We start from the raw sequence: 22,037 nt of genomic DNA, 5'->3' as shown, positions 1-22,037 counted from the left end.
GCGAGTTGGAAGAGCGGAAAATCTAGAGCAGCGTCCAGGGTGGACAGAGTAGGCTGCGTCATTGCTGAGGGCTTGTGAGGCGGGAAGCACCGACGGAAGAGGGCTCTATGAACATAAAACCCGGTTGTACCCCCGGCAACTTTGACTTGAGTTCCTGGGCACGGATACCCCATAAGTCATTTCGGCATGAGATGGATCTCCAGCCCCCAACGCCGCGCTTCATCTGTTCCCAGGGTGTGAAACAGGTGTGAAAAAAATCGGCGGCCAGGTTGGCCGCCGATTTTCGCGAGCTAGCATTTATGCGGGTTTTCGCGACCCGCCGCGGTCACGTTGACCGCCGAAAGGGCCTTAATACCGGTAGTGCTCCGGCTTGTACGGCCCCTCCACCGGCACCCCGATGTACGCTGCCTGCTCCGGAGAGAGCTTCGTCAGCTTCACCCCCAGCTTGTCCAGGTGCAGGCGCGCCACCTTCTCGTCCAGGTGCTTCGGGAGCACGTACACCTTCTTCTCGTACGCGCCGGTGTTGCCGAAGAGCTCGATCTGCGCCATCACCTGGTTGGTGAACGACGCCGACATCACGAAGCTCGGGTGCCCCGTCGCGCAGCCCAGGTTCAGGAGCCGCCCCTCGGCCAGGATCATCACGCTGTGCCCGTCGGGGAAGACGAACTCGTCGTACTGCGGCTTGATGTTGATCCGCTCGATCCCCCGCTTCTTCAGCCCGGCCATGTCGATCTCGTTGTCGAAGTGGCCGATGTTTCCCACGATGGCCTTGTCCTTCATGCGAGCCATGTGGTCGACGGTGATGATGTCCTTGTTCCCCGTCGCGGTGATGAAGATGTCCGCGGTCTCCAGCACGTCCTCCAGGACGGTGACCTGGTACCCCTCCATGGCCGCCTGCAGGGCGCAGATCGGGTCGATCTCGGTGATCACCACGCGCGCGCCCTGGCCCTTGAGCGCCTGCGCGCACCCCTTGCCCACGTCGCCGTAGCCGAAGACCACCGCCACCTTCCCGGCGAGCATCACGTCCGAGGCCCGCAGGATGCCGTCAGTGAGCGAGTGGCGGCAGCCGTACAGGTTGTCGAACTTGCTCTTGGTGACCGAGTCGTTGACGTTGATCGCCGGGAAGAGCAGGGTCCCCGCGTTCATCATCTCGTACAGGCGGTGCACCCCGGTGGTCGTCTCCTCGGAGACGCCCTTGATCGCGGCCGCAATCCGCGTCCAGCGGCCCGGCGCCTCCGCGATGGTGCGGCGCAGCGTGTCCAGGATCACGCCCCACTCCTCGGGCTCGCTGGCCTCGTCGAACTCCGGCACCACGCCGCTCTTCTCGAACTCCACGCCCTTGTGCACCAGCAGCGTGGCGTCGCCGCCGTCGTCCAGGAGCATGTTGGGGCCCGAGCCGTCCGGCCAGATCAGCGCCTGCTCGGTGCACCACCAGTACTCTTCCAGCGTCTCGCCCTTCCAGGCGAAGACGGGGACGCCCTGCGGGTCCTCCACGGTGCCGTCCTTGCCGACCACCACCGCGGCCGCGGCGTGGTCCTGCGTCGAGAAGATGTTGCAGGACACCCAGCGGACGTCGGCGCCCAGCTCGACCAGCGTCTCGATCAGCACGGCGGTCTGCACGGTCATGTGCAGCGAGCCCATGATCTTCGCGCCGGCCAGCGGCCTGCGCCCGGCGTACTCGGCGCGGAGCGCCATCAGGCCGGGCATCTCGTGCTCAGCGAGGCGGATCTCCTTGCGGCCGAAATCGGCCTCGGACAGGTCACGGACCTTGAAGGGAGGGCGCCCCGCCTCGGCGGCGGCGGCGAAGGGGCTGGTCAGCTCTGCGACTGCGCTCACAGTTTGCTCCTTGGATGATGCGGTGTACGTGCTTCAGAACGTCTGCCGGACGGTGCCGGAGCGCCGGCCGGAAGCGGCGAACAGGACGGGCCCGGTGGCGTCGGGGTCGGCCGGGAGGGGGTGGTAGCGGAAGCCCCAGAACCCCGCCTCCTCGAACCACCCCGCCAGCTCGTCGCGCCCGAACCCCTGCCGGAGGTGCCCCATCTGGTGCCGGTACTCCTCGCGGTCGTGGGGCATCATGTCCACCACCAGGAGCCGCCCGCCCGGGCGGAGGACGCGCGCGGCCTCGCGCACCGCCTGCGCCGGCTCGGCCAGGTAGGAGAAGACCAGGAAGAGGATGGCCGCGTCCAGCTCGGCGTCGTCGATGGGGAGGCTCTCCACGGTGCCGCGGCGCACCTCCACGTTGTCGGCGCCCTCCAGCCGCTTGCGCGCGGCCGCGAGCATCGCCACCGACTCGTCCACGGCCACCACCCGGCGGACGAAGGGGGCCAGCGACTCGGACATCCGCCCCGTGCCGCACCCCAGGTCGCCCACCGTCCAGTCCGGGTCCACCAGCGCGAGGAGGGCCAGTAGGTCCATCCGCTGCCCGAACAGCTCGGCGCGCAGGCGGTCCCACTCGCCGGCGGCGCTGGAAAAGAACTCCTGGGAGCGGGTGCGGCGCCGTGCCAGCACCCCCTGCACGCGCTGCGCGTCCTGCTCCGCGAAGGCGGAGGAGGACACCTGCTCGCGCACCAGGTTCCAGAGGCGGCGCGCCGCCGGGTCCAGGCGGTCCGGGAGCATCCGGTAGCGCCGGCTCGTCCCCTCCGCGTGCGAGACCACCCACCCCTCATCCGCCAGCACCTTCAGGTGCCGGGAGACGGTGGACTGCGGAAGCTGCAGCACGGCGCACAGCTCCGACACCGTGAGCTCGTGCTCCTCCAGGACCAGGAGGAGGCGGCTCCGCGTGGTGTCGGACAGCGCCGACATGCGGTCGAAGATGGTGGGTATGCTGGTCGCCATTATCAATCCGTTGATCCGGATGGAATGCTACAAGATCCCCGGCCGGGTGTCAACCGCCTCTCCGTCCCTCCCCCGCCGCCCGCCCGCAGCGCCCCCTCGTCCGCCACCTCCCACCGCCCCCGCCCCGCGGAGCGGAGCACCCCCCGCCGCCCGAGGGCGCCGAGCCCCCGCACCACCACCTCCCGCACCGTCCCCAGCTCCTCCGCCACCTCGGCCTGGGTGGCGCCCAGGGTGAAGGGGCCGCCCTCCGCCTCCCTGTGCCGCACCAGGAGGTACGCCGCCAGCCGGGACTCCACGCTCCGCGCCGCCACCCCGTCCAGCCGCTCCACCAGCCCCCGCACCCGCCCCGCCAGCCGGGCCAGGAGGGCGAAGGCCACCTCCGGGTCGGCGCGGATCGCCGCCCAGAGCGCGTCCCTCCCGATGGCCAGGCAGAGGGTCTCCGCCGCGGCGATGGCGGTGGCCGGGTAGCGCCCCCCGCGAAGAGGGGGACGTCGCCCAGCGTCCCCCCCGCCTCCTCCACGTGCACCAGCGTCTGGCGCCCGTCGGAGGTGCGGACCACCCGCACCCGCCCCTCCAGGATCACCAGGAGCCCGCGCGGCTCCCCGCCCGCCGTCCAGAGCACCTCGCCGGGGGCGAAGCTCCGCAGCGCGGATCGTGCCGCCAGCTCGCGGCGGGCCTCGGGGCTCACCCCCCGCAGGAAGGGGACGCGGTCCAGCGTGGACGGATCGATCATCGGATGTGACTCTGGTTCCTTCGCGGGGCGCGGACGTGCTCCATCATAAGGGCGCCTCCGCACGTCGCGGAAGCCGGCGCCCCGCGCGCCGCGCCCGAACCGAGAACCGAGACCGAGCCATGCGCACCCGTATCCTCACCCTGATCGTTGCCCTCCTCCCCGGTGTCCTCGCCGGCTGCGCGAGCGGCGCCCGCACCGCCGCGGCGAGCCCCGCGGACGACCACGCCTTCCACGCGCTCCAGGAGCGCGGCGAGCACGCGATGGGGGTGGACCAGTACACCTCCACCCACCGCTTCGACGCCCTCCCGGACGGCGGCCGGATCGAGCTGCAGCGCGACGCCGACGACCCCGCGGGGGTGGCGCGGATCCGCGGCCACCGGAAGGAGATCGTCGGCGCGTTTTCCCGGGGCGACTTCGGCACCCCGGCCTTCGTGCACATGCGCGAGGTCCCGGGGACGGCGGTGATGGCGGCGATGAAGGACGCGATCACCTACACCTTCCGCGAGCTGCCGCGCGGAGGCGAGGTGCGGATCACCACGACCGATCCGGAGGCCGTCCGCGCCATCCACGACTTCATGGCGTTCCAGCGCTCTGACCACCGCGCGGGGGGCCGGGCGCACTGAGCGCGGCCGGAGCGCTTACCGGGCGGCCCTCCCTAGCCGGTCGAGGACCTCGAGGAGCGACGCGAGCCGGTGCCGACGGTACGCACCCATGAGGCAGACCTGCAGCCAGTTGCGCTCGCGCAGGTACCCGCTCCGGCAGCTCAGCAGGTACCCGGCCGCCTCCAGCCGGGCCTCCACATTCTCGACCCGGAGGCCGGAGGGGAGGGCCAGGGTGATGACGGCCGGCGAGGCGTGCTCGTCGGGCGCCACCACCCGCCACCCCCGGGCGCGCAGCTCCCGGCGGAGCCAGGCCGAATCGGCGGTGGTGGTCCGGAGCCGCTCCCCGGGCGGGGGGAGCGCCGCCAGCGCCGCGCCGAGCGCGCCCACTAGGTTCGAGGAGTGGGTGAAGGGCACCCCCTGCGCGGCGTAGAGCCCCAGGTCCAGGTAGCGGGGGAGGCGGGCGGGAGCGGGGTCGACCTCGTGATCGTGGAAGACCATCGCCACCCCTGGAGGCGCTCCGAGCCCCTTCCCGCTCACCCCCGTCGCCAGGTGGATCCCCCCGAGGTCGACGGGGAGGGTGCCGAGCGAGCTGATGCAGTCCAGGGAGAGGAGGACGCCCCGCGCGGCGCACACCTCGCGCAGGATGGAGAGGTCGTTCAGGACGCCGGTGGAGGTCTCGCAGTGCACGGCCCAGAGCCAGCGGACGCCCGGGGAGGCGTCGAGCGCCGCCTCCACCCTCTCCCGGGCGAAGACCCCGCCCCACTCCTCCCGCAGCGCCTCGAAGCGGAGCCTCCAGCGCGAGGCGTGGTCCAGGAGCCGCTCCCCGAATTCCCCGTTGCTGAGGACGAGCCCCGGCGCCCGCAGGAGCGAGAGCTGCGCGGCGACGACGTCGTTGGCCAGGGTGCCGGAGCCCAGGAGGAGCTGGACCCGCGGGGCCCCGGTGAGGGCGCGGAGCCTCGCCTTCACCTCCTCCACCTCCGCCTCGAAGGCGGCTCCGCGGTGGGACACGGGGTACGCCCGGAGCGCCTTCCGCACCTCCGGGGCGAGCTCCACCGGGCCCGGGAGGAAGCTCACGGCCCGCCTCCTCGCCTCTCCCCGGGTGAAGACCCGCCCGTGCCGCCGGAAGGTCTCCAGCGTCAGGTACATGGGCTGGAAGCGCGCCCCGTCCTCGCCCACCCGTGGACCGAAGGGGACGAAGCCCAGGTGGGCATAGAGGCGGAGCTGCCGCTCGGTCCCCGAGATCACCGCCAGGTCGTACCCCGCCCGCAGGCAGTGCCGCGCCAGCCGCTCCACCAGCCCCCGGAAGACCACCCCGCTCCGGTGCGCGCGGTCGACCGAGAGGAGCCGGATCTCGCAGGCCGAGCGTCCGGGCGGGAGGTGGGCGTCCAGGTCGGGGAGCTTCTGGTCGAGCGAGAACGGGCGGCTTCCCCGGACGGAGATCATCCCCACCACCACCTCGCCGCGCAGGCAGACCACGTAGGTGTTCTCCGCGTCGAAGCGGTCCACCAGGACCCGCTCCGCGTTGGGGGCGTGCTGCGGGATCTCCTCCACGAAGGTGCGGTAGTTGAGCCGGTGTACCTGCACCAGCTCGTCCGGCCGGGAGGCGATCCTGAAGCGGAGCGGAGCGGCGGCGGTGCTCATCGCGCACCCCCGGCGGTGGACCACGCCCGCGCTCCGCGCACTGCCGCCGCGAGGTGTTCGCGGTGCCCCACCAGGACGAGCGCGGCGAGGCCGGCGACCCCGAAGACCTCCGGAGCGGGCCTGTGGAGGACCAGGGGGACCGCCGGGAGGAGGACGTACGCCACCAGCGAGCCCGCCACCGTCCGGCGAAGCGCCGCGGCGGCGAGCGCCGCGATCCCGAGCCCTCCGGCGGCCGTCCACGGGTCGAGGACCAGGAGGGCACCCAGGAGCATCGCCGCTCCCTTCCCCCCGCGAAAGCCGAGCTGCGCCGGGAAGAGGTGCCCGGCCACCACGGCGAGCGCCGCGACGAGCATCCCCGGCCGCCCGGCGCCGAGCGCCCCCGCGAGCCCCACCGCCGCGGCTCCCTTGGCCGCGTCTCCCAGGAGGACCAGCGCGAACCCGCCGCCCCCCAGCACGCGGCCGGCGTTCCGGGCGCCGGTGCTCCCGCTCCCCTGGGCCCGTACGTCCGCTCTCGTCCTCCACGAGACCAGGTAGTACCCGGTGCTGAAGCACCCCAGCAGGTATGCCGCGACGACGGCGCAGGCGGTGGTGACGATCGGCGGGAGCATGGTCGGGAGCGTCGAAGTGAGCGGTGAGCGCGGACGTGGAGTAATCTGGACGGTGCGGGTTAACTCCAGGTTCCGCCCGGATTAACTCCGGTGCGACCCCCCCCCGCGGAGGCGCCGTGCCGAGCCGGGATCCCGTCCATGCCTCGCGAGGCGTCCCGCCGGCGTCAGCGGCTGGTGACGCGGCGGAAGCGCCGCAGGAGGAGGAGGAGCAGCAGGAGCTGGTAAGCGATCCCGATCCCCAGGTACGCCCAGGCGCTCCCCTCCGCCTCGCGGAAGGCCCAGTAGGTCACGGCGGGCCAGAAGGTGGGGACCACCCCGAGCGCCCACCTCCACCCCGACTCCACGAAGTACGCCACCAGCGGCGCGATCAGCAGCACCCCGGTGGCCTTGGTGAGCGCAAACCCCTGCACCTTGTTGGCGGCGAAGGCGGCCAGGAAGAGGGCGAAGAGGGGGGCCAGGGGGGCGGCCGCGAGCGTCGACGCCAGGAGCGCGGCGGGGCCCACGTCCATGAGCCCCGCGATGGGGAAGAGCGCCAGCGTCACCGCGATGGTGAGGAGCACCGGGCCCGCGAGCCGGTAGGCCAGGTACCCGGCGAGGGGGACAGGGGTCACCCGGAGCGCGGCGAGGGTGTCGTCGTCGCGCTGGTCGAGGAGGAGGAAGCCCACCACCATCCCCACCAGGTTGGGGACCAGGAGGAGGAGGACGTACCCCACCAGCGCCGGGACGTGGGGCGCCAGGTCGACCCCGGTCGCCTCCTCCACCCGGGCGAGGAGGGGAGGGAAGATCCAGCGGACGACCAGCGCCGAGGCGGGGGCCAGCACCAGGATCCAGCGGAGGAGGGGGTCCCGGCCCACGCTGATCCGGTCGATGGATCCCAGCGCCCCCAGGGCGCGCAGCGTAAGCACGGCCCTACCTCCGGGCCGCGTCCGCGACGACGAAGCGGCGGAAGGCCCTCCGGGCGGCCACCCCGAGCACCCCCGCCCACGCCGCGGAGTACACCACCCCGTACGCCAGCTCCCATCCCCCCACCGGCTGGAAGGCGGCCCCGATCACCACCAGCGCCGCGTGCACCGGGTGCGCGTACACCCAGGGGCCCGCCCCCACCCCGAAGTAGGGGAGGAGGGGGAGGATCGCCACCGCGGCGTAGGGGACGGAGGGGAGGATGTACTCGTTGATGGAGTCGTAGCGCGCCACGGCGATGAACCCCGCCAGGACGAGGAGGACCGCCGCGAGCGCCATCCCCGCCACGAAGGGGACGAGCGCGAAGCGGGAGCCGCGGAGGAGGAGGACGATGAGGAGGTTCTCCAGGACCGCCAGCGCCGTGAGGGTGAGCACCTTGGAGCCCAGGTACTCTCCCGGCCGGAGGGGGGAGACCACCAGCGCCTCCAGCGTCCGCTCCCCCTTCTCCAGGAGGACCAGCCCGCCGACGAAGTAGAAGGTGCTCAGCACGAGGTTCCCCACCACCACGGCGGGGAGGAGCGGCGCCCAGTCGAGCCCGCGCGCACGGTACAGGAGGACGCCCCACACCAGCACCACGAACCCCGCGGCGTGGTAGAAGCCGTTGCGGAGCTGGAGCCGCGCGTCGCACCGTACGGCGGTGAGGAGGCGGCTCACCCCAGGCTCCTCCCGGTCACCCGGATGAAGACGTCCTCCAGCGTGGCCTCCTGCGTGTGGATCGTCTGTACCCGGCCGCCGCGGAGCAGCGCCAGGAACTCCGCGTCCTCGCCGATCCCCTCCAGCGGGAACTCCCGCCGGTGCGTCCCCTCCCCCTCCCCGTACTCCACCCGCACGGTGGGGCGGCCGTGGCGCAGCCGCAGCTCGCGCGGCGAGCCCACCAGCGCGATCCGGCCGTCCACGATGAAGGCCACGCGGTCGCACAGCTCGTCCGCCACCGCCATGTTGTGCGTGGTGAGGAACACGGTCCGCCCGGCGGCCTGCTGCTCGCGCACCAGCTCCCGGATGCTGCGCGCGTTCACCGGGTCCAGCCCCGAGGTGGGCTCGTCCAGGAAGAGGAGCTCCGGGTCGTGCAGCAGCGCCCGCGCCACGTTGAGCCGCCCCTTCATCCCCTTGGAGAACTGCGCCACGGGCGTGTCGGCGTCCTCCGCCAGCCCCACCCGCTCCAGCAGCTCCCGCGGGTCCCGGCCCCGCCGGGCGTACAGCGCCCCGAAGTAGGCCAGGTTCTCGCGCGCGGTGAGCTTGAGGAAGTGGTTGGGGTGCTCGAAGGAGACGCCCACCCGCTCGTAGTAGTCCTCGCTCCACCCCGCCAGGTCGCGCCCGAGCACCGTGACGTGCCCGGAGTATCCCCACAGCAGCCGGATCAGGATCTTCTGCGTGGTGGACTTCCCGGCCCCGCTGGGCCCCAGGAAGCCGAACACCTCGCCGCGCTCCACCGTGAAGGCGAGCCCGGCGACCGCTGACGCCTGCGCGCCGTGGTAGCGGAACTCCAGGTCGTGCACCTCGATCACGCGGCCCCCTCCGCGCCACCGGCCATCCGATCCGCCCGCATCTAACCACCCCCGGAACGCGTTCCCGCCGTCACCGCCGCTCCGGTCACAAGGTAAGGCGCACCCACCCGGGAGCAAACGGCCGGGCTTCGTCGCCCCCTGTGCGACCGCTCCGCCCCACGAAGCCACCCCACGCAGAGCGGCCCCTCACCCGAACCGGGTGAGAGGCCGCTCCGCACCTCGCACTTCGCACGTCGCACTCCTTCAGGTCGCCGGCTCCGGCCCGCCTCCCCGCTTCGCCTCGGCGCCGCGCACGTGCTTCTCCTCCGTCACCACGCGGACCGCCCCTTTCTCCGGCACCACGCCCCGGCCGCGGCGCTCCGCCCAGACCTGCGTGAACTCCGCCCCGAAGAACAGGATGAGCGAGGCGTAGTAGATCCACAGCAGGATCACCACGATGGAGCCGGCGGCCCCGTACACCTCGCCCGGGTTGCTCCTCCCCAGGTAGAAGCCGATGGCGAACTTGCCGATCATGAAGAGGAGCGCGGTCACGGCGGCGCCCACCCACACGTCGCGCCAGGCGATCTCCGCGTCCGGGAGGATCTTGAACATGGCCGCGAAGAGCAGGATGATCACCGCGAGCGACAGGCCGAAGTTCAGCGCGTGCAGCAGCGGCTCCCCCAGGCCGGGCACCATCCCCGCGAGCGCGCCGCCCATGGCGGAGAGGACGGCGGTCAGCGCGAGCGACACCAGCAGCAGGAAGGCGATCCCCAGCACCATCCCGAACGAGAAGAGGCGCTTCACCAGGAAGGTCTTGATCCCCCCCTCGTCCGGGTCGGGCTTCACCTCCCACGCCCTGTTCAGCGCGGCCTGGAGCTGCGCGAACACGCCGGTGGCGCCCAGGACCAGGGTGACGGTCCCGATGATCGCGGCGATCGGCCTCCCGCTGTCTGGGCGCTTGGTCTCCTGCGCCCGCTCCAGGATGGTGCGGATCTCCTGGCCGCCGGACTGGCCCAGGACGCTGCCGAGCTGCCCCTGGAGCACTTCCTGCACCCGCTGGGGGTCCAGCACCGCCCCCGCGATCATCACGATCAGCAGGAGCAGCGGCGGGAGCGAAAAGACGGTGTAGTACGACAGCGCCGCCGCCATGGTGGTGCACTCGTCGTCCGAGAAGTCCTTGAAGGCCTGCTTGACGATCTGGAAGATGCCTCTGCCCTCGGATGCCATGGTCCCCCCTCGTTCGCAGCGTCGCCGGATACCGTCGCCCCGGCGGGTTGTGCAAACCTGGTTCCACGTGCGGGAGAGCGGGTGCGTCCGGGGTGGCGCCGGGCGCCGGGGAGAGCGGGAGAGGTGGTCGCCCCCGGGCCCTCATCCGTGCCATCCTGGAGAGGACTCGGTGAGCCTGGGGATGGGGTCAACTCGGCTTTCTCGGACCTCGGGGACGACCACATGCTTTGTACCACCGGGAGGAACGAACGTTCCACCTAACTCAGCGTAACTCTCCGGCCGTACTGCTACATAGGGAGCCTCTCACCCCTCGTCCGGCGTCCTGTCCGGGCGCGGCGGCTTTCCCCCGCGGGGCGGCGTGCGTACCTTGGGCGGTGACCGACCGACGACCGAAGCGCCGCACTTCACCGGGGGAGACGATGTGCGCACGGATTCCGGCCCTGCTCTGGCTCCTTCTCCTTGCCGCCGCCCCGCTGCACGGGCAGGAGGAAGCCGCGTCGTCGTACGAGCGCCAGCAAGCGTGGTTCTCGAGGGACAAGCTGTACCACTTCGCGATCTCGGCGGCCGGAACGGGAGCGCTGCACGCCGCCGGACGGAAGCTGGGGCTCCCGCGCGGCCGGTCGGCCGTGGCGGCCGTGCTGGTGGTGGGCGCGGCGGGGGTGTGGCGCGAGGTGGGCACCGCCGACCCGGACGACCTGGTCACGCGGCAGAAGCTGTCCCGGCGCGACCTGGTGTGGGACGCGGCCGGGATCGCGGTGGGGCTCGCCGTCTCCGATCGCTGGATCGCCCGGCGGAGCGCTCGGGACGCGGGGGAGCCGCTCGCCGTCCCACCACCACCCTCCGCCACCGCTCCGGACGGCGCGGCGGAGCCTGCACCCTGAACGCGCGAGGGGGCGCGCCGGCCGGTCCGGCGCGCCCCCTCGTCCTTCCTCCCCGCCGGGCGGCTACGGGCGTCCGGGACGGTACACCATCCCCAGCGAGTCGATGCCCAGGGTGTCGGCGGCAGCATCGAGAGGGATCTCGCCCAGGATCACCGAGTCGGCCGGGAGCGTGTCGCCGGAGGGGACCAGGAGCCCGTCCTGGAGGACGCAGGCGCCGGGCGGCTCCGTCCCCGGCAGGAAGTACTCCGTCCGCACCGGGCCCGCCGGGCAGGGCGCCACCAGCGGCGCACCGGTGGCGCCGTCGGTCGCCACGCGCAGCACTCCCGGCGGCACCGTCCAGGGGCCCGGGGTGCTCCGGCGGGCGTACAGGCCGCGCATCATCTCCCCCCAGATGGGGGCGGCCACCGCCCCGCCGTACGCCCCGGCCCCCAGCGTCTTCGGCGTGTCGAAGCCCACCCACACCGCGGTGACCACCTCCGGGGTGTAGCCCACGTACCAGACGTCCGTGCCGTCGTCGGTGGTCCCCGTCTTCCCGGCCATGGGGATCCGCGAGGGGAGCCGCTGGCGCGCCTCCGTCCCCGTCCCCCGCTCCGCCGCGTCACGCAGCATGTCGGTGACCAGGAACGCCACCCCGGGTGCGAGCACCCGCGTCCCCTTGCCGCGAGCGTCGAAGAGGACCTTCCCGGAGGGGTCGGCGACGCGGCGCACCAGGAACGGCTCCACCCGCATGCCGCCGTTGGCGAAGGCGGTGTACGCCCCGGCCAGCTCCAGCGGGCGCACCGCCCCGGCCCCCAGCACGGAGGAGGGGTAGGGGCGGATGGTGGAGGTGAAGCCGAAGCGGCGCGCCGTCTCCACCACCCGGTCCAACCCCATCTGCATCCCGAGCTGGATGGCGACGGTGTTGATGGACTGGGTGAGCGCCTGGCGCACGGTCACGGGCCCGCGGAACCGGTCGTCCGAGTTCCTGGGCCGGTACACGGGCGAGCCCGCCATGGCGATGGCGAGCGCGGTGTCCTGCATGACGGTGGCGGGGGTGGCGCCCCGCTCCAGCGCCGCGGCGTACACGAAGGGCTTGAACGAGGAGCCCGGCTGCCGGCGCGCCGCGGTCACGCGGTTGAAGCGCGAGTCCTCCCAGTCGCGCCCCCCGGTCATCGCCAGGATCTCCCCGGTGCGCGCGTCCACCGACACCACCATCCCCTGCAGGTACGGCGTCCCCTGCGCGGTGGGCTTCGCCGCGGGGGTGCCGTACCGGGGCCCGCGGAACCAGGGCTGCCGCTCGGCCCGCAGCAGCCCGGCCGCCAGCGCGCTGTCCGCCGCGTTCTGCGCCACCGGGTCCAGCGTGGTCCAGACGCGCAGCCCCATCTCCCCGAAGCGGGGGCCGTGCCTCTCGGCCAGGAACTGCCGCACCTGCTCGATCACGTACGGCGGGCGGGCGGAGTAGCCGTGGTTGGGCGCCAGGCGGATGGGCTTCTGCTTGGCCGCGGCGGCCTCGGCGCGGGTGACGACGCCGTTCTCGGCCATGACGTCCAGGACCAGGTTGCGCCGCTCCAGCGCCCGCTGCGGGTTGATCTTGGGCGAGTACACGCCCGCCCCCTTGGGGAGCGCCGCGAGCATCGCCGTCTCCTCGATGGTGAGCTTCGCCGCCCCCTTGCCGAAGTAGTGCCGGGCGGCGGCCTCGATCCCGAACCACCCGTGCCCGAAGTAGATCCAGTTGAGGTACGACTCCAGGATGCGGTCCTTGCCGTACCTGCGCTCCAGCTCCAGCGACAGCTCCGCCTCCCGGACCTTGCGCTCCAGCGTCATCTGCCGCCGGTCCACCCGCTCCGGGTACATGGTCCCGATGAGCTGCTGGGTGATGGTGGAGGCGCCCTCGCGGTCTCCCTCCAGGTTGCTCTTCAGGGCGCGGGCGATCCCCACCGGGTCCACCCCGCCGTGCTCGTAGAAGCGCCGGTCCTCCACCGCCACGAAGGCGCGCGGGACGTAGCGGGGGAGCGAGGAGAGCGGCACCCAGGTGCGCGCCTGCGGGCCGATCTCGGCGATCAGCGACCCGTCGCGCGCATAGACCTTGGCGCTCTGCGGCGGGGTTTTCAGGGTGATGGAGCCCTGCGCGGCGGCGGGGACGGCCAGGAGCAGCAGGGCGAGTGCGTAGAGAGGTGGCTTCATGCAGGGCGTGCGGAGAAACTGCAGGGTTCGGGCGTGCCCCCACTCTCGTGGGGGTCGGGCTGCGGCGCCGTAGAGCACGATACGACCGTGCTCAACGGCGGCGAGCCCGGCAAACTACGCCGGTCTCGCCCCTTCGGGCTCGCATCCCTCACGCGGGTGTGGGTGTGAAACTCGAATCTAACCGAATTCGGGAGAAACGGAGAGGCTGGCCGGGAGGTGGGGGGAGGCTCCGCAGGCGGTGCGTCTGTGTGAGCCCGTGCTGCACTGACCTCTCGCTCCGCCGGCCGGGCGAGTTTCGCACCGCCGGAGGAGCCTCCCCCCGCCGACCTCCACGCGAGATACAGCCGGACTCGCCCCTCCCGGCGCGGCCGGGCATTGCCCTCAGCGCACGAGCTCCCAGGCCAGGTGCTCCAGCTCCGGCTCGATCAGCCGCTCCCACGCCAGGCGCACGGCGGCGGGGGAGCCGGGGACGGAGAAGACCACCCGCCCCCGGAAGGTCCCCGCCGTCGCGCGGGACAGCATCGCCGCCGCGCCCACCTGCTCCCAGCTCAGCATCCGGAACAGCTCCCCGAAGCCGGGGAGCGTCTTCTCCAGCATTCGGGCGAGCACGTCGTAGGTGGTGTCGCGCGGGAAGATCCCGGTCCCGCCGTTGAACAGGACCACGCGCGCCCCGCCCGAGGCCATCTCCTCCAGCGCCGCCGCCACCTGCTCCGGCTCGTCGCGGATCAGCCGGTACCCCGCCACCGCGTGCCCCGCCGCCCGGATCCGCTCCCGCAGGAACTCGGCGTTGGTGTCCGTCTCCGGGGTGCGCGAGTCGCTCACCGTCACGATGGCGAGGGGGACGGGGCCGCGGCCGGCGGCGAGGGCGTGGTGGCGGTCGGTGGCTTCGGAGGACATGGGAGGTACGGGAGTGCGAGGTGCGAAGTGCGGGAGTCGGGCAGGACCGCAGGGGAGAGTAACACGCGGGCCCCGGCGGCTCAACGCCCGCGTGCGTTTGCGCTTCCTGGGGGGCGTGCTAGATTGTGACCGAACCCGCTCGCACGGCGACTTCCGCTCGATTCGCCGGTCCGCCCGGAGGCCGAATGACGGGTCTGCTCCGCACAGCCGCCGAAGACGGGAGGGCCCTCGACGCGGAGGAGCCCGACGAGCCGCGCGGGCGCTGGCGCCGGTACCTGATCCTGGGCGTGTTCGTGGCCGGGATCGCCGCCTTCTTCGCGCTGGGGGGCCACGAATGGCTCCGCTTCGAGACGCTGAGGGAGCACCGCGACGAGCTGCTGGCCTACGCCCGGGCGCACCGCGCCGCCGCGCTGGCGGGGGTGTTCCTGGCGTACGTGGCCATCGTGGCGCTCAGCGTGCCGGGGGCGGCGGTGGCCTCGCTGGCCGTGGGGTTCCTTTTCGGGCGGTGGGTGGGGACGCTGCTGATCGCCGCCGCGGCCACGCTGGGCGCCACCCTGGTCTTCCTGGCGGCGCGCCACCTGTTCGCGGACGCGGCGCGGCGGAAGCTGGGCCCCCGGGCGCATCGCCTGATGGAGGGGTTCGAGCGGGACGCGGTGAGCTACCTCCTCTTCCTGCGCCTGGTCCCCGTCGTCCCCTTCTGGCTCGCCAACCTGGTCCCGGCGTTCACCCCCGTGCGCACCCGCACCTACGTCGCCGCGACCGCCGTGGGGATCCTCCCCGGAACCTTCGTCTTCGCCAACCTCGGCGAATCGCTGGGCCGGATCCAGTCTCCCGACCAGCTCCTTTCCCCGCAGGTCCTGACCGCGCTGGGGCTCCTGGGCCTCCTGGCCCTCCTCCCGGTGGCGGTCCGGAAGCTCCGCACCCCCAAGCCCGGAGACGTGCCATGACGACCTACCAGCGTCACAAGCCCGGACACACGGACCTCGCGGCGCTCGCGGAGGAGCGCCCGCTCTCCCGCCTCGCCGTTGCCGCCTTCGCGCTGGCGCTCCTGGCCGGCCTGATGGTCCTCCTGGCGGGGCCGGGGAGCCGCTGGGGGTGGTGGGACTTCCGCACCGGGTTCTCCCTGCTCCGCTGGGGCGCGTACCTGGGCATCCTGGCCGCCGTCGTCTGCGCGGTCGCGGTGGTCCGCAGCTGGAAGATGAACGGCCGCTGGCTCGCCGTGGCCGGGCTGGCGATCGCCATCGCGGCCTTCGCGGTGCCGTGGAGCTTCCGCCGGAGCGCCGCGGGCGCGCCGCCGATCCACGACATCACCACCGACACGCGCAACCCGCCGGCCTTCGTCGCCGTGGCGCCGCTACGGGCGGACGCCCCCAACCCGGTGGCGTACGAGGGGGAGACGGTGGCCGAGCAGCAGCGCCGGGCCTACCCGGACGTCCAGCCGCTCCTGCTCACCGCTCCGCCCTCGGTGGTGTTCGACGACGCCCTCGCCGTCGCCCGCCTGATGGGGTGGGAGATCGTCGCCGCGGACAAGGAGCAGGGGCGGATCGAGGCCACGGCGGAGACCCGCTGGTTCGGCTTCAAGGACGACGTGGCGATCCGCGTGACCACGGCCAACGGGATCTCCCGCGTGGACGTGCGCTCCCTCTCGCGCGTGGGGCGAGGGGACGCCGGCGCCAACGCCGCCCGGATCCGCAGCTACCTGAAGCGGCTCCGCGACCGCCGCCCCGCCGCAGTCGTGCAGCAGGGCTGACCTCGCGCCCCGGGAGATCCGCTCCGGGGGCCGCGGGCGTATCATGTGACGGAAGGGGAAACGTTCCACCGGGGGCCCGGTGGAACGTTTCTTTCCCTCCTCCGCAACCGCAGGACGAACCACGCACCCGGGACCCGATGCACACGCACTACTACGACGCGCAGCACCTCCCCCGCTTCGGGGAGATCGGCAGGGACGCCCCGGAGCTGGGGGAGAAGTTCTTCGCCTGGTACAACGCCGTCTTCGCGGAAGGGGCGCTCTCCGAGCGGGAGAAGTCGCTGATCGCGCTGGCGGTCGCCCACGCGGTGCAGTGCCCGTACTGCATCGACGCGTACTCCGGCGACTGCCTGCAGAAGGGGGCCGACCTGGAGCAGATGACCGAGGCGGTGCACGTGGCGGCCGCCATCCGCGGCGGGGCCTCGCTGGTGCACGGCATCCAGATGCGCGGCCACGCCGAGAAGCTGGGGATGTGACGTGACGCGCGTGCTCCCCACCCTGCAGAAGCGCCGCGCGGCCCTCGCTTCCGCGCGCGCGCAGCGCGGAGCGCTCGCGCGGGTCCCGCTGGCGCGCGGCTTCGAGGAGGCGCTGGAGGGCGCGGCCCTCTTCCCGCTGCGCGCCACCGGGATCGAGATCCTGCAGGTGAACGTGGGGCGCAAGTGCAACCAGACGTGCCTCCACTGCCACGTGGACGCCGGGCCGGACCGCACGGAGATGATGCCGGACGCGGTGATGGACCGGGTGCTGGAGATCGTCGAGGGCACCGACGTCCCCGTGGTGGACGTCACCGGCGGCGCGCCGGAGCTGCACAAGCGGTGGCGGGAGCTGGTGACCCGCTCGCGGGCGGCGGGGAAGCGGGTGCTGGACCGCTGCAACCTCACCATCACGCTGCTCCCCAACTACGCCTACCTCCCGGAGTTCTTCGCGGAGCACGGGGTGGAGGTGGTGGCGTCGCTCCCGCACTTCCGCCAGCGGAACACCGACGCGCAGCGCGGCGACGGGGTGTTCGAGCAGTCGGTGGAGGCGCTGCGGCGCCTGAACGCGGTGGGGTACGGTCAGGAGGGAACCGGGCTGGTGCTGGACCTGGTGACCAACCCGGTGGGGACCTTCCTCCCGGGGAGCCAGGCGTCGCTGGAGCGCGACTGGCGGCAGCAGCTCCGCCGGCTGTACGGGATCGAGTTCAACCGGCTGTACACCATCACCAACATGCCCATCTCCCGCTTCCTGGAGCACCTGGAGGAGACCGGCAAGCTGGAGGAGTACATGGAGCGGCTGGTGGCCGCCTTCAACCCGGCCGCCGCGGCGGGGGTGATGTGCCGCAACACCCTTTCGGTGGCGTGGGACGGGACGCTCTACGACTGCGACTTCAACCAGATGCTGGAGCTCCCGGTGCACCCCACGGCGCCGCGCACCGTCTTCGACTTCGACCTGGCCGCGCTGGCGAACCGGGAGATCGTCCTGGGGCCGCACTGCTACGGCTGCACCGCCGGCGCGGGGTCGAGCTGCGGCGGCGCGACGGCGTAGACTTTCGGGGAGCTCAGATCAGCGAGCGGCCCTGCCCCCCGTCCGCGGCGAGGCAGGCGCCGGTGATCAGGCTGGCGCGGGGGGAGGCCAGGTAGGCCACCAGGCTCGCCACCTCCTCCGCGGTCCCGAAGCGGCCCAGCGGGAGGCTCTCGCGACGAAGCGCTCCATCGCCTCCGGGTCCTCCCGGACGCGCCGGTCCCAGCTCCCGCCGGGGAAGCGGATGGAGCCCGGGGCGACGCTGTTGACCCGGATCCCCTCCGCGGCCAGCTCCAGCGCCATGACCTTGGCCGCGCTGATCACGGCGGACTTGCTCGCGTTGTAGAGGGAGAGGCCCGGCCCGCCGGCCTCCCGCCCGAAGAGCGAGGCGATGAACACGATGGAGCCGCCGCCCCGCTCCCGCATCCGGGGGATGGCGTGCCGGGAGAGGCGGAGGCCGGCGAGGAGGTTCAGCTCCAGCAGCTCGTGCCAGTCCCGGTCCGTCGTCTCCTCGAACGGCTTGCGGCGGTTCCCGCCCAGGTTGTTCACCAGCACGTCCACCCCGCCGAAGGCGTCGGCCGCGCGTCCCACGAGCTCGCCCGCCGCGTCCGGCTCCGTCAGGTCCAGGGCGACGGGGAGTACGCGCCCGCCGTTCAGCGCCCCGACCTCGTCGGCGGCCCTCTCCAGCTCCTCCGCGCCGCGCGCGCAGAGGGCCACGGCGCACCCCTCCGCCGCCAGCGCCGCCGCGATGGCCTTTCCGATGCCGCGGCTCGCCCCGCCGACGACCGCTACGCTACCACTCAGCCCAAGGTCCATGCACTCTCTGTCGGAGAATCGGAGTGCGGCTCTACGGGACGGAACCGCCCACCTGGCGAAGAATGCGCTCGACTTCCCTCTGGAGGGCCGGGATCCTGGTCGTGACGACCCCCCAGACGATGCTGTAGTCCACGCCGAAGTAGCCGTGGATCAAGCGGTCGCGCATCCCGGCCATGGCCCGCCACTCCACCTCGGGATGCTGCCGCCGGAAGTCCTCCGGGAGGCTCTTGGTGGCCTCCCCGATCACCTCGATGCTTCGCACGAAGGCCCGCTGCAGCGTTTCGTCCGCCAGAAACGCCTCTTCTGCGAGACCTTCGCTGTGCTTCAGCAGGTAGTCGGCTTCGGCGAGAATGTGCTGCAGGTACTCACGCGGCCCGAAGTACATCCTCCGCCTCGTGCAGGATGTGGGGGCCGATGAAGGGGCTGAGTGCTTCCGTCGTGACCAGCTCGACACGACGCTGGAGAATGTCCTCCATCAGGTCGAACAGCGCCATGAAGTTGTCGAAGCTCTTCCGTTCGGGATCGAACTGGACGAGCAGGTCCACGTCGCTGTCGGGGCCCGGGTCTCCACGAACGAAGGAGCCGAACAGGGCGATTCGCCGGACGCCGAGCGCACGGATCCGCTCCTCTGCGCTGCGGATCCGCTCGATCACCTGCTCCTTGGTGCTCACGGGCGTTGGCATGGGACAACGTTAACCGCTGCCGGCCCCGATCGGTAGAACGTCGTGCGGCGCGAGAAGCCGCAGGCAGCCCATACGCGGGATCCGGGCACGGACTCAGGCCCCCTCCTCCCGCAGCACCCGCTTCAGGATCTTCCCGGTGGCGCTCTTGGGGATGGTCTCCACGAAGCGCACCTCGCGCGGCACCTTGTACGCCGCCATGCGCTCGCGGCAGTAGGCCACGGCGTCCGTCTCCGTCCACCCCTCGCCCAGCCGGAGCACCACGAACGCGGCCACCGTCTCGCCCTTGACCGGGTCCGGCAGCCCCACCACGGCGCACTCCCGTACGGCCGGGTGCGCATAGAGCACCTCCTCCACCTCGCGGGGCCACACCTTGAAGCCGGCGGCGTTGATCATGTCCTTGACCCGGTCCACCAGGTAGAAGAACCCGTCCGCGTCGCGGTAGCCCACGTCGCCGGAGTGGAACCACCCGCCGCGCAGCGCCTGGGCCGATTCCTCCGGGCGGTTCCAGTACCCCAGCATCACGTTGGGCCCGCGGATGCAGATCTCCCCCCACTCACCGTCCGGCATCTCGCGCCCGTCCGGACCCTCCACCCGCATCTCCACGCTCTCCACGGGCGTCCCGATGGAGCCCGGCCGGTGCGCGAACTCGTGGTTGTACGCGGCGAAGGGCGAGGTCTCGGTGAGGCCGTACCCCTCGAACACCGGGAGGCCGAAGCGCTCCTCCCAGCGCCGCTCCACCTCCACGGGGAGGGTGGCCGCGGCGGAGAAGCAGTAGCGCAGCGCCGGGAGGTCCCCCGGGGCGGCGCCTGCGTTCAGCAGGTAGATGTAGATGGTGGGGACGGCGTACAGGTGCGTCATACCCCCCGCCCGGAGCGCCGCCGGCGTGGACTCCGGGTCGAAGCGGCGGTGCAGGAGCACGGTGCCGCCCGAGGCGAGCGCCGCGTTCAGGATGAAGTTCTGCCCGAAGCAGTGGAAGAGCGGGAGGAAGAGCGCGTGCCGGTCGCCGGGGCGGGAGCCCACGCAGTGGCGCGTGGCGTGATAGTTGGAGACCACGTTGCCGTGCGAGAGGGTGGCGCCCTTCTGCTTCCCCGTGGTCCCGGAGGTGTACAGGATGGCCGCCGGGTCGTCCGGCTCCATCTCCCGGGCGCGGTACTCCGCCGGCCGGCCCGCCGAAAGGCCGTCGAGCGTCGCCTCTCCCGGAACGGCGTCCCCGCAGAGCACCAGGTGTTGCAGCGATTCCACACTTCCGCGCAGGAGTGCCACCGTGTCCAGCAGCTCCGGTGCGGTGAAGAGCACCCGCGCGCCGCTGTCCTCCAGGACGTAGCGGACCTCCTCCGTCGTGAGCAGCGCGTTCACGGAGACCGCCACCGCGCCGGCCTTCATCGCCGCCAGGTAGGCGATCGCGAACTCCGGGACGTTGGGGAGGAAGAGCGCCACCCGGTCGCCGGGACGGACGCCGAGCGCCTCCAGCGCGTGCGCCGCCCGTCCGGTCCGCTCCTCCATCTCGCCGTAGGAGAGAGCGCGCCCCTCGAACACCAGGGCGGGGGCGTCGGGGAAGAGGCGGGCGGAGCGCTCCAGGTTGTGGGCGACGTTCATGGCCGGGCGGCGTGGGGATCGGGAGGTCGCCCCACCGACGATCGGGAGATCTCCCGAGCGCGCGTGGGGGCACGGAGACCAGCTTGTGGGAACGTACGGCGGGGGGGCGGCACGCGACAATCCCCGCGCTCCTGCAGCCGCTCAGCGGAGACCTGAGCGCCAAGGACGTGGCGGAGTACCAGCCGGCCAAGCTGGCGGCGCGGCAGGGCACCCGGCCGCGCTCCGCTGCCTGCTCCGGACCCTATCCCTTGGGGAATCGGGCTCCTCCTCCCCTCGCTCTGGTACCTGTTCCGGGTCTTCAAGGGGGAGCACCTGACCGCCGGGGCGGGTGAGGCGGGCGGGTGAATCGGCGGCTCTCCCGGGTGGAGGGGCCACGCGTTTTTCCGGTACACGTTTTGCCGGGATGGAACATGCGTGGGGAGCACGGGTCCGGCCGGAGGATCGGCGGGCGGCCCGGGTTCCGGGAGAGGTTTCATAGCACACGCGGATGCCAGGACACTGGTCCGTCACCGCAGGAGGTACGTCATGCGCCGTGCAGCATCGTTCGCACTCTTTGCCGTAGGTGGCGGGATCGGACTCCTCGCCCTCGTGGCGAAGGAGGTCGCCGCCCGGTCGGATCTCGGAGAGGTGTTGCAGGGAGCCTACACCTCCCTGGGCAGGGACGCCATAGCGGAAGTGGCCCCGGTCTCGGCCGGCGCGGCGTTCCAGGCGACGGGCGGGGCGGCCCAGTTCGCCAACTTCCTCGAAGAGGAGTACTCGGCCTCGGCCGAGCCCCTGGCCCCCGACACGATCCGCTACCGGGTCTGCAAGGACCTCTCGGTCTGCTACATCGCGTCGCGTGCCCCGCGGACCGCCATCCTGGCCGGGCCGACGCCGCCCCTGCTGATGACCCCGCCGCCGATGTACCCGGACATGCCGGTGGCCAGGCCGGGGACGCGGCTCGGGTACCTGGCGTCCATCCCGCTGCTGGGCCTGGCGGGGTACGCCCTCATCACGGACGGGGACGGCGGCGGCGTGGGCGGCGACAACCCGCCGCAGGGCCAGCCGCAGCCGGGACCGGAAGGACCTCCAGGGCCTCCAGGGCCCGCAGGACCTCCAGGGCCCGCAGGGCCTCCGGGCCAGCCCGGAGCGCCTGGACAGCCGGGGGCGCCCGGAGCACCGGGAGCGCCTGGACAGCCCGGAGCACCAGGGGCGCCCGGAGCGCCGGGAGCACCTGGACAGCCCGGAGCACCTGGAGCACCCGGACAGCCGGGAGCGCCTGGAGCACCAGGAGCGCCTGGACAGCCCGGAGCACCGGGAGCACCTGGACAGCCGGGAGCGCCGGGAGCGCCGGGAGCGCCGGGAGCACCTGGACAGCCGGGAGCGCCGGGTCAGCCCGGAGCACCGGGAGCGCCCGGGCAGCCGGGACCGGGTGGGCCTCCGGGACCTCCGGGGCCGGGCGGACCTCCGGGACCGGGTGGGCCTCCGGGGCCTCCGGGACCGGGCGGTGAGACTCCTCCTCCGGGTGAGGTGATCCCCGAGCCGATGACGATGGCGCTCGTGGGGACGGGGCTGGCGGGGATCGCGGCCGCACGGCGGCGCCGCAAGAACACCGGCACCGAAGAAGAGACCGAGAAGTAGCAGAGCCCCCCTTCCCGAGACCGGCGCCGCGCCCGCGGCGCCGG

24 protein-coding genes are annotated in these 22,037 nt (G+C 72.7%); 7 read left to right on the top strand and 17 right to left on the bottom strand.

Going from position 1 to position 22,037, the window contains the following annotated elements; all coding sequences use genetic code 11:
- Positions 1-348: 348 nt before the first annotated feature.
- Genes ahcY through VGR37_09470 form a run of 3 tightly spaced genes read right to left on the bottom strand, consistent with a single transcriptional unit; the run spans position 349 to position 3,212 of the window.
- Positions 349-1,836: an adenosylhomocysteinase gene (gene ahcY, locus VGR37_09480; GenBank protein HEV2147619.1), complete on the bottom strand. Its 1,488-nt coding sequence runs from the start codon at positions 1,834-1,836 to the stop codon at positions 349-351.
- A 33-nt stretch (positions 1,837-1,869) separates the two neighbouring features.
- Positions 1,870-2,835, bottom strand: a complete 966-nt coding sequence (locus VGR37_09475; GenBank protein ID HEV2147618.1) for a metalloregulator ArsR/SmtB family transcription factor — start codon at positions 2,833-2,835, stop codon at positions 1,870-1,872.
- A gap of 2 nt (positions 2,836-2,837) precedes the next feature.
- A complete protein-coding gene (locus tag VGR37_09470; GenBank protein HEV2147617.1) occupies positions 2,838-3,212 on the bottom strand; it encodes a helix-turn-helix domain-containing protein in 375 nt (124 codons plus the stop codon).
- A gap of 475 nt (positions 3,213-3,687) precedes the next feature.
- Between VGR37_09470 and VGR37_09465 the strand changes: the two genes are divergently transcribed.
- A complete protein-coding gene (locus tag VGR37_09465; GenBank protein HEV2147616.1) occupies positions 3,688-4,191 on the top strand; it encodes a hypothetical protein in 504 nt (167 codons plus the stop codon).
- A gap of 15 nt (positions 4,192-4,206) precedes the next feature.
- Here VGR37_09465 and VGR37_09460 read toward each other — a convergent pair whose 3' ends face one another.
- The 6 genes from VGR37_09460 to VGR37_09435 all read right to left on the bottom strand — a co-directional run bounded on the left by VGR37_09460 (position 4,207) and on the right by VGR37_09435 (position 10,090).
- Positions 4,207-5,835, bottom strand: coding sequence for a GNAT family N-acetyltransferase (locus tag VGR37_09460; protein HEV2147615.1), 1,629 nt, complete (start codon positions 5,833-5,835; stop codon positions 4,207-4,209).
- The gene (locus VGR37_09455) at positions 5,808-6,419 is read right to left on the bottom strand and encodes a glycerol-3-phosphate acyltransferase (protein HEV2147614.1); all 612 of its coding nucleotides are present in this window, start codon (positions 6,417-6,419) and stop codon (positions 5,808-5,810) included. Before VGR37_09455 ends, VGR37_09460 begins: the two co-directional genes overlap by 28 nt.
- 164 nt (positions 6,420-6,583) lie before the next feature.
- Positions 6,584-7,324 (bottom strand): hypothetical protein, encoded by a 741-nt coding sequence (locus VGR37_09450; GenBank protein ID HEV2147613.1) that lies wholly within the window; start codon positions 7,322-7,324, stop codon positions 6,584-6,586.
- Positions 7,325-7,328: 4 nt separating this feature from the next.
- Positions 7,329-8,033 carry a hypothetical protein gene (locus VGR37_09445; GenBank protein ID HEV2147612.1) on the bottom strand — a complete coding sequence of 235 codons (705 nt, stop codon included), beginning with the start codon at positions 8,031-8,033 and terminating at the stop codon, positions 7,329-7,331.
- On the bottom strand, positions 8,030-8,884 hold the full coding sequence (locus VGR37_09440; protein HEV2147611.1) for an ABC transporter ATP-binding protein: 855 nt from the start codon (positions 8,882-8,884) through the stop codon (positions 8,030-8,032). Before VGR37_09440 ends, VGR37_09445 begins: the two co-directional genes overlap by 4 nt.
- Before the next feature lie 243 nt (positions 8,885-9,127).
- Positions 9,128-10,090 carry a YihY/virulence factor BrkB family protein gene (locus VGR37_09435; GenBank protein ID HEV2147610.1) on the bottom strand — a complete coding sequence of 321 codons (963 nt, stop codon included), beginning with the start codon at positions 10,088-10,090 and terminating at the stop codon, positions 9,128-9,130.
- 419 nt (positions 10,091-10,509) lie between these two features.
- On the opposite strand from VGR37_09435, the gene VGR37_09430 reads away from it, so the two are divergent.
- Positions 10,510-10,971 (top strand): hypothetical protein, encoded by a 462-nt coding sequence (locus tag VGR37_09430; protein HEV2147609.1) that lies wholly within the window; start codon positions 10,510-10,512, stop codon positions 10,969-10,971.
- Between the two features lie 63 nt (positions 10,972-11,034).
- Here VGR37_09430 and VGR37_09425 read toward each other — a convergent pair whose 3' ends face one another.
- Together VGR37_09425 and VGR37_09420 are read right to left on the bottom strand one after the other, a co-directional pair.
- Positions 11,035-13,134, bottom strand: a complete 2,100-nt coding sequence (locus VGR37_09425; GenBank protein ID HEV2147608.1) for a PBP1A family penicillin-binding protein — start codon at positions 13,132-13,134, stop codon at positions 11,035-11,037.
- A 381-nt stretch (positions 13,135-13,515) separates the two neighbouring features.
- Positions 13,516-14,031, bottom strand: coding sequence for a molybdenum cofactor biosynthesis protein B (locus tag VGR37_09420; GenBank protein ID HEV2147607.1), 516 nt, complete (start codon positions 14,029-14,031; stop codon positions 13,516-13,518).
- 185 nt (positions 14,032-14,216) lie between these two features.
- Between VGR37_09420 and VGR37_09415 the strand changes: the two genes are divergently transcribed.
- The 4 genes from VGR37_09415 to arsS all read left to right on the top strand — a co-directional run bounded on the left by VGR37_09415 (position 14,217) and on the right by arsS (position 17,302).
- Positions 14,217-14,978 (top strand): TVP38/TMEM64 family protein, encoded by a 762-nt coding sequence (locus VGR37_09415; GenBank protein HEV2147606.1) that lies wholly within the window; start codon positions 14,217-14,219, stop codon positions 14,976-14,978.
- The gene (locus VGR37_09410; protein ID HEV2147605.1) at positions 14,975-15,781 is read left to right on the top strand and encodes a DUF1499 domain-containing protein; all 807 of its coding nucleotides are present in this window, start codon (positions 14,975-14,977) and stop codon (positions 15,779-15,781) included. The genes VGR37_09415 and VGR37_09410 overlap by 4 nt, the downstream gene beginning before the upstream one ends.
- 137 nt (positions 15,782-15,918) lie before the next feature.
- Complete coding sequence (locus tag VGR37_09405; protein ID HEV2147604.1) at positions 15,919-16,254, top strand: arsenosugar biosynthesis-associated peroxidase-like protein; 336 nt, start codon at positions 15,919-15,921, stop codon at positions 16,252-16,254.
- Position 16,255: 1 nt separating this feature from the next.
- Complete coding sequence (gene arsS / locus VGR37_09400; protein HEV2147603.1) at positions 16,256-17,302, top strand: arsenosugar biosynthesis radical SAM (seleno)protein ArsS; 1,047 nt, start codon at positions 16,256-16,258, stop codon at positions 17,300-17,302.
- 66 nt (positions 17,303-17,368) lie between these two features.
- Here arsS and VGR37_09395 read toward each other — a convergent pair whose 3' ends face one another.
- The 6 genes from VGR37_09395 to VGR37_09370 form a co-directional block, all read right to left on the bottom strand.
- The gene (locus tag VGR37_09395) at positions 17,369-18,094 is read right to left on the bottom strand and encodes an SDR family NAD(P)-dependent oxidoreductase (GenBank protein HEV2147602.1); all 726 of its coding nucleotides are present in this window, start codon (positions 18,092-18,094) and stop codon (positions 17,369-17,371) included.
- Positions 18,095-18,125: 31 nt separating this feature from the next.
- Positions 18,126-18,479 carry a DUF86 domain-containing protein gene (locus VGR37_09390; GenBank protein ID HEV2147601.1) on the bottom strand — a complete coding sequence of 118 codons (354 nt, stop codon included), beginning with the start codon at positions 18,477-18,479 and terminating at the stop codon, positions 18,126-18,128.
- The gene (locus tag VGR37_09385; protein HEV2147600.1) at positions 18,460-18,777 is read right to left on the bottom strand and encodes a nucleotidyltransferase family protein; all 318 of its coding nucleotides are present in this window, start codon (positions 18,775-18,777) and stop codon (positions 18,460-18,462) included. The genes VGR37_09390 and VGR37_09385 overlap by 20 nt, the downstream gene beginning before the upstream one ends.
- 93 nt (positions 18,778-18,870) lie before the next feature.
- On the bottom strand, positions 18,871-20,373 hold the full coding sequence (locus VGR37_09380; GenBank protein HEV2147599.1) for a long-chain fatty acid--CoA ligase: 1,503 nt from the start codon (positions 20,371-20,373) through the stop codon (positions 18,871-18,873).
- A gap of 824 nt (positions 20,374-21,197) precedes the next feature.
- A complete protein-coding gene (locus tag VGR37_09375) occupies positions 21,198-21,332 on the bottom strand; it encodes a hypothetical protein (GenBank protein ID HEV2147598.1) in 135 nt (44 codons plus the stop codon).
- Between the two features lie 32 nt (positions 21,333-21,364).
- On the bottom strand, positions 21,365-21,757 hold the full coding sequence (locus VGR37_09370) for a hypothetical protein (protein ID HEV2147597.1): 393 nt from the start codon (positions 21,755-21,757) through the stop codon (positions 21,365-21,367).
- A gap of 125 nt (positions 21,758-21,882) precedes the next feature.
- Here VGR37_09370 and VGR37_09365 point away from each other — a divergent pair, with 125 nt between their 5' ends.
- Entirely contained in the window at positions 21,883-21,993 is a 111-nt protein-coding gene (locus tag VGR37_09365; GenBank protein HEV2147596.1) for a PEP-CTERM sorting domain-containing protein, read from the top strand.
- Positions 21,994-22,037: the final 44 nt, after the last annotated feature.

This window comes from Longimicrobiaceae bacterium, assembly GCA_035936415.1.
In the GTDB taxonomy this organism is placed as follows: Bacteria; Gemmatimonadota; Gemmatimonadetes; order Longimicrobiales; family Longimicrobiaceae; genus JAFAYN01.
This window is presented reverse-complemented; position numbering and strand designations above follow the sequence as displayed.

Bases quoted from the DNA above. Each gene is read 5' to 3' on its own strand.
- VGR37_09410 (HEV2147605.1), top strand. From the start codon at position 14,975: ATGACGACCTACCAGCGTCACAAGCCCGGACACACGGACCTCGCGGCG.
- VGR37_09390 (HEV2147601.1), bottom strand. From the start codon at position 18,479: ATGTACTTCGGGCCGCGTGAGTACCTGCAGCACATTCTCGCCGAAGCC.
- VGR37_09420 (HEV2147607.1), bottom strand. From the start codon at position 14,031: ATGTCCTCCGAAGCCACCGACCGCCACCACGCCCTCGCCGCCGGCCGC.
- VGR37_09465 (HEV2147616.1), top strand. From the start codon at position 3,688: ATGCGCACCCGTATCCTCACCCTGATCGTTGCCCTCCTCCCCGGTGTC.
- VGR37_09375 (HEV2147598.1), bottom strand. From the start codon at position 21,332: ATGGACGCCAGGTACCCGAGCCGCGTCCCCGGCCTGGCCACCGGCATG.
- VGR37_09405 (HEV2147604.1), top strand. From the start codon at position 15,919: ATGCACACGCACTACTACGACGCGCAGCACCTCCCCCGCTTCGGGGAG.
- VGR37_09475 (HEV2147618.1), bottom strand. From the start codon at position 2,835: ATGGCGACCAGCATACCCACCATCTTCGACCGCATGTCGGCGCTGTCC.
- VGR37_09435 (HEV2147610.1), bottom strand. From the start codon at position 10,090: ATGGCATCCGAGGGCAGAGGCATCTTCCAGATCGTCAAGCAGGCCTTC.
- VGR37_09425 (HEV2147608.1), bottom strand. From the start codon at position 13,134: ATGAAGCCACCTCTCTACGCACTCGCCCTGCTGCTCCTGGCCGTCCCC.
- VGR37_09380 (HEV2147599.1), bottom strand. From the start codon at position 20,373: ATGAACGTCGCCCACAACCTGGAGCGCTCCGCCCGCCTCTTCCCCGAC.
- VGR37_09430 (HEV2147609.1), top strand. From the start codon at position 10,510: ATGTGCGCACGGATTCCGGCCCTGCTCTGGCTCCTTCTCCTTGCCGCC.
- VGR37_09395 (HEV2147602.1), bottom strand. From the start codon at position 18,094: ATGGACCTTGGGCTGAGTGGTAGCGTAGCGGTCGTCGGCGGGGCGAGC.
- VGR37_09385 (HEV2147600.1), bottom strand. From the start codon at position 18,777: ATGCCAACGCCCGTGAGCACCAAGGAGCAGGTGATCGAGCGGATCCGC.
- VGR37_09415 (HEV2147606.1), top strand. From the start codon at position 14,217: ATGACGGGTCTGCTCCGCACAGCCGCCGAAGACGGGAGGGCCCTCGAC.
- VGR37_09455 (HEV2147614.1), bottom strand. From the start codon at position 6,419: ATGCTCCCGCCGATCGTCACCACCGCCTGCGCCGTCGTCGCGGCATAC.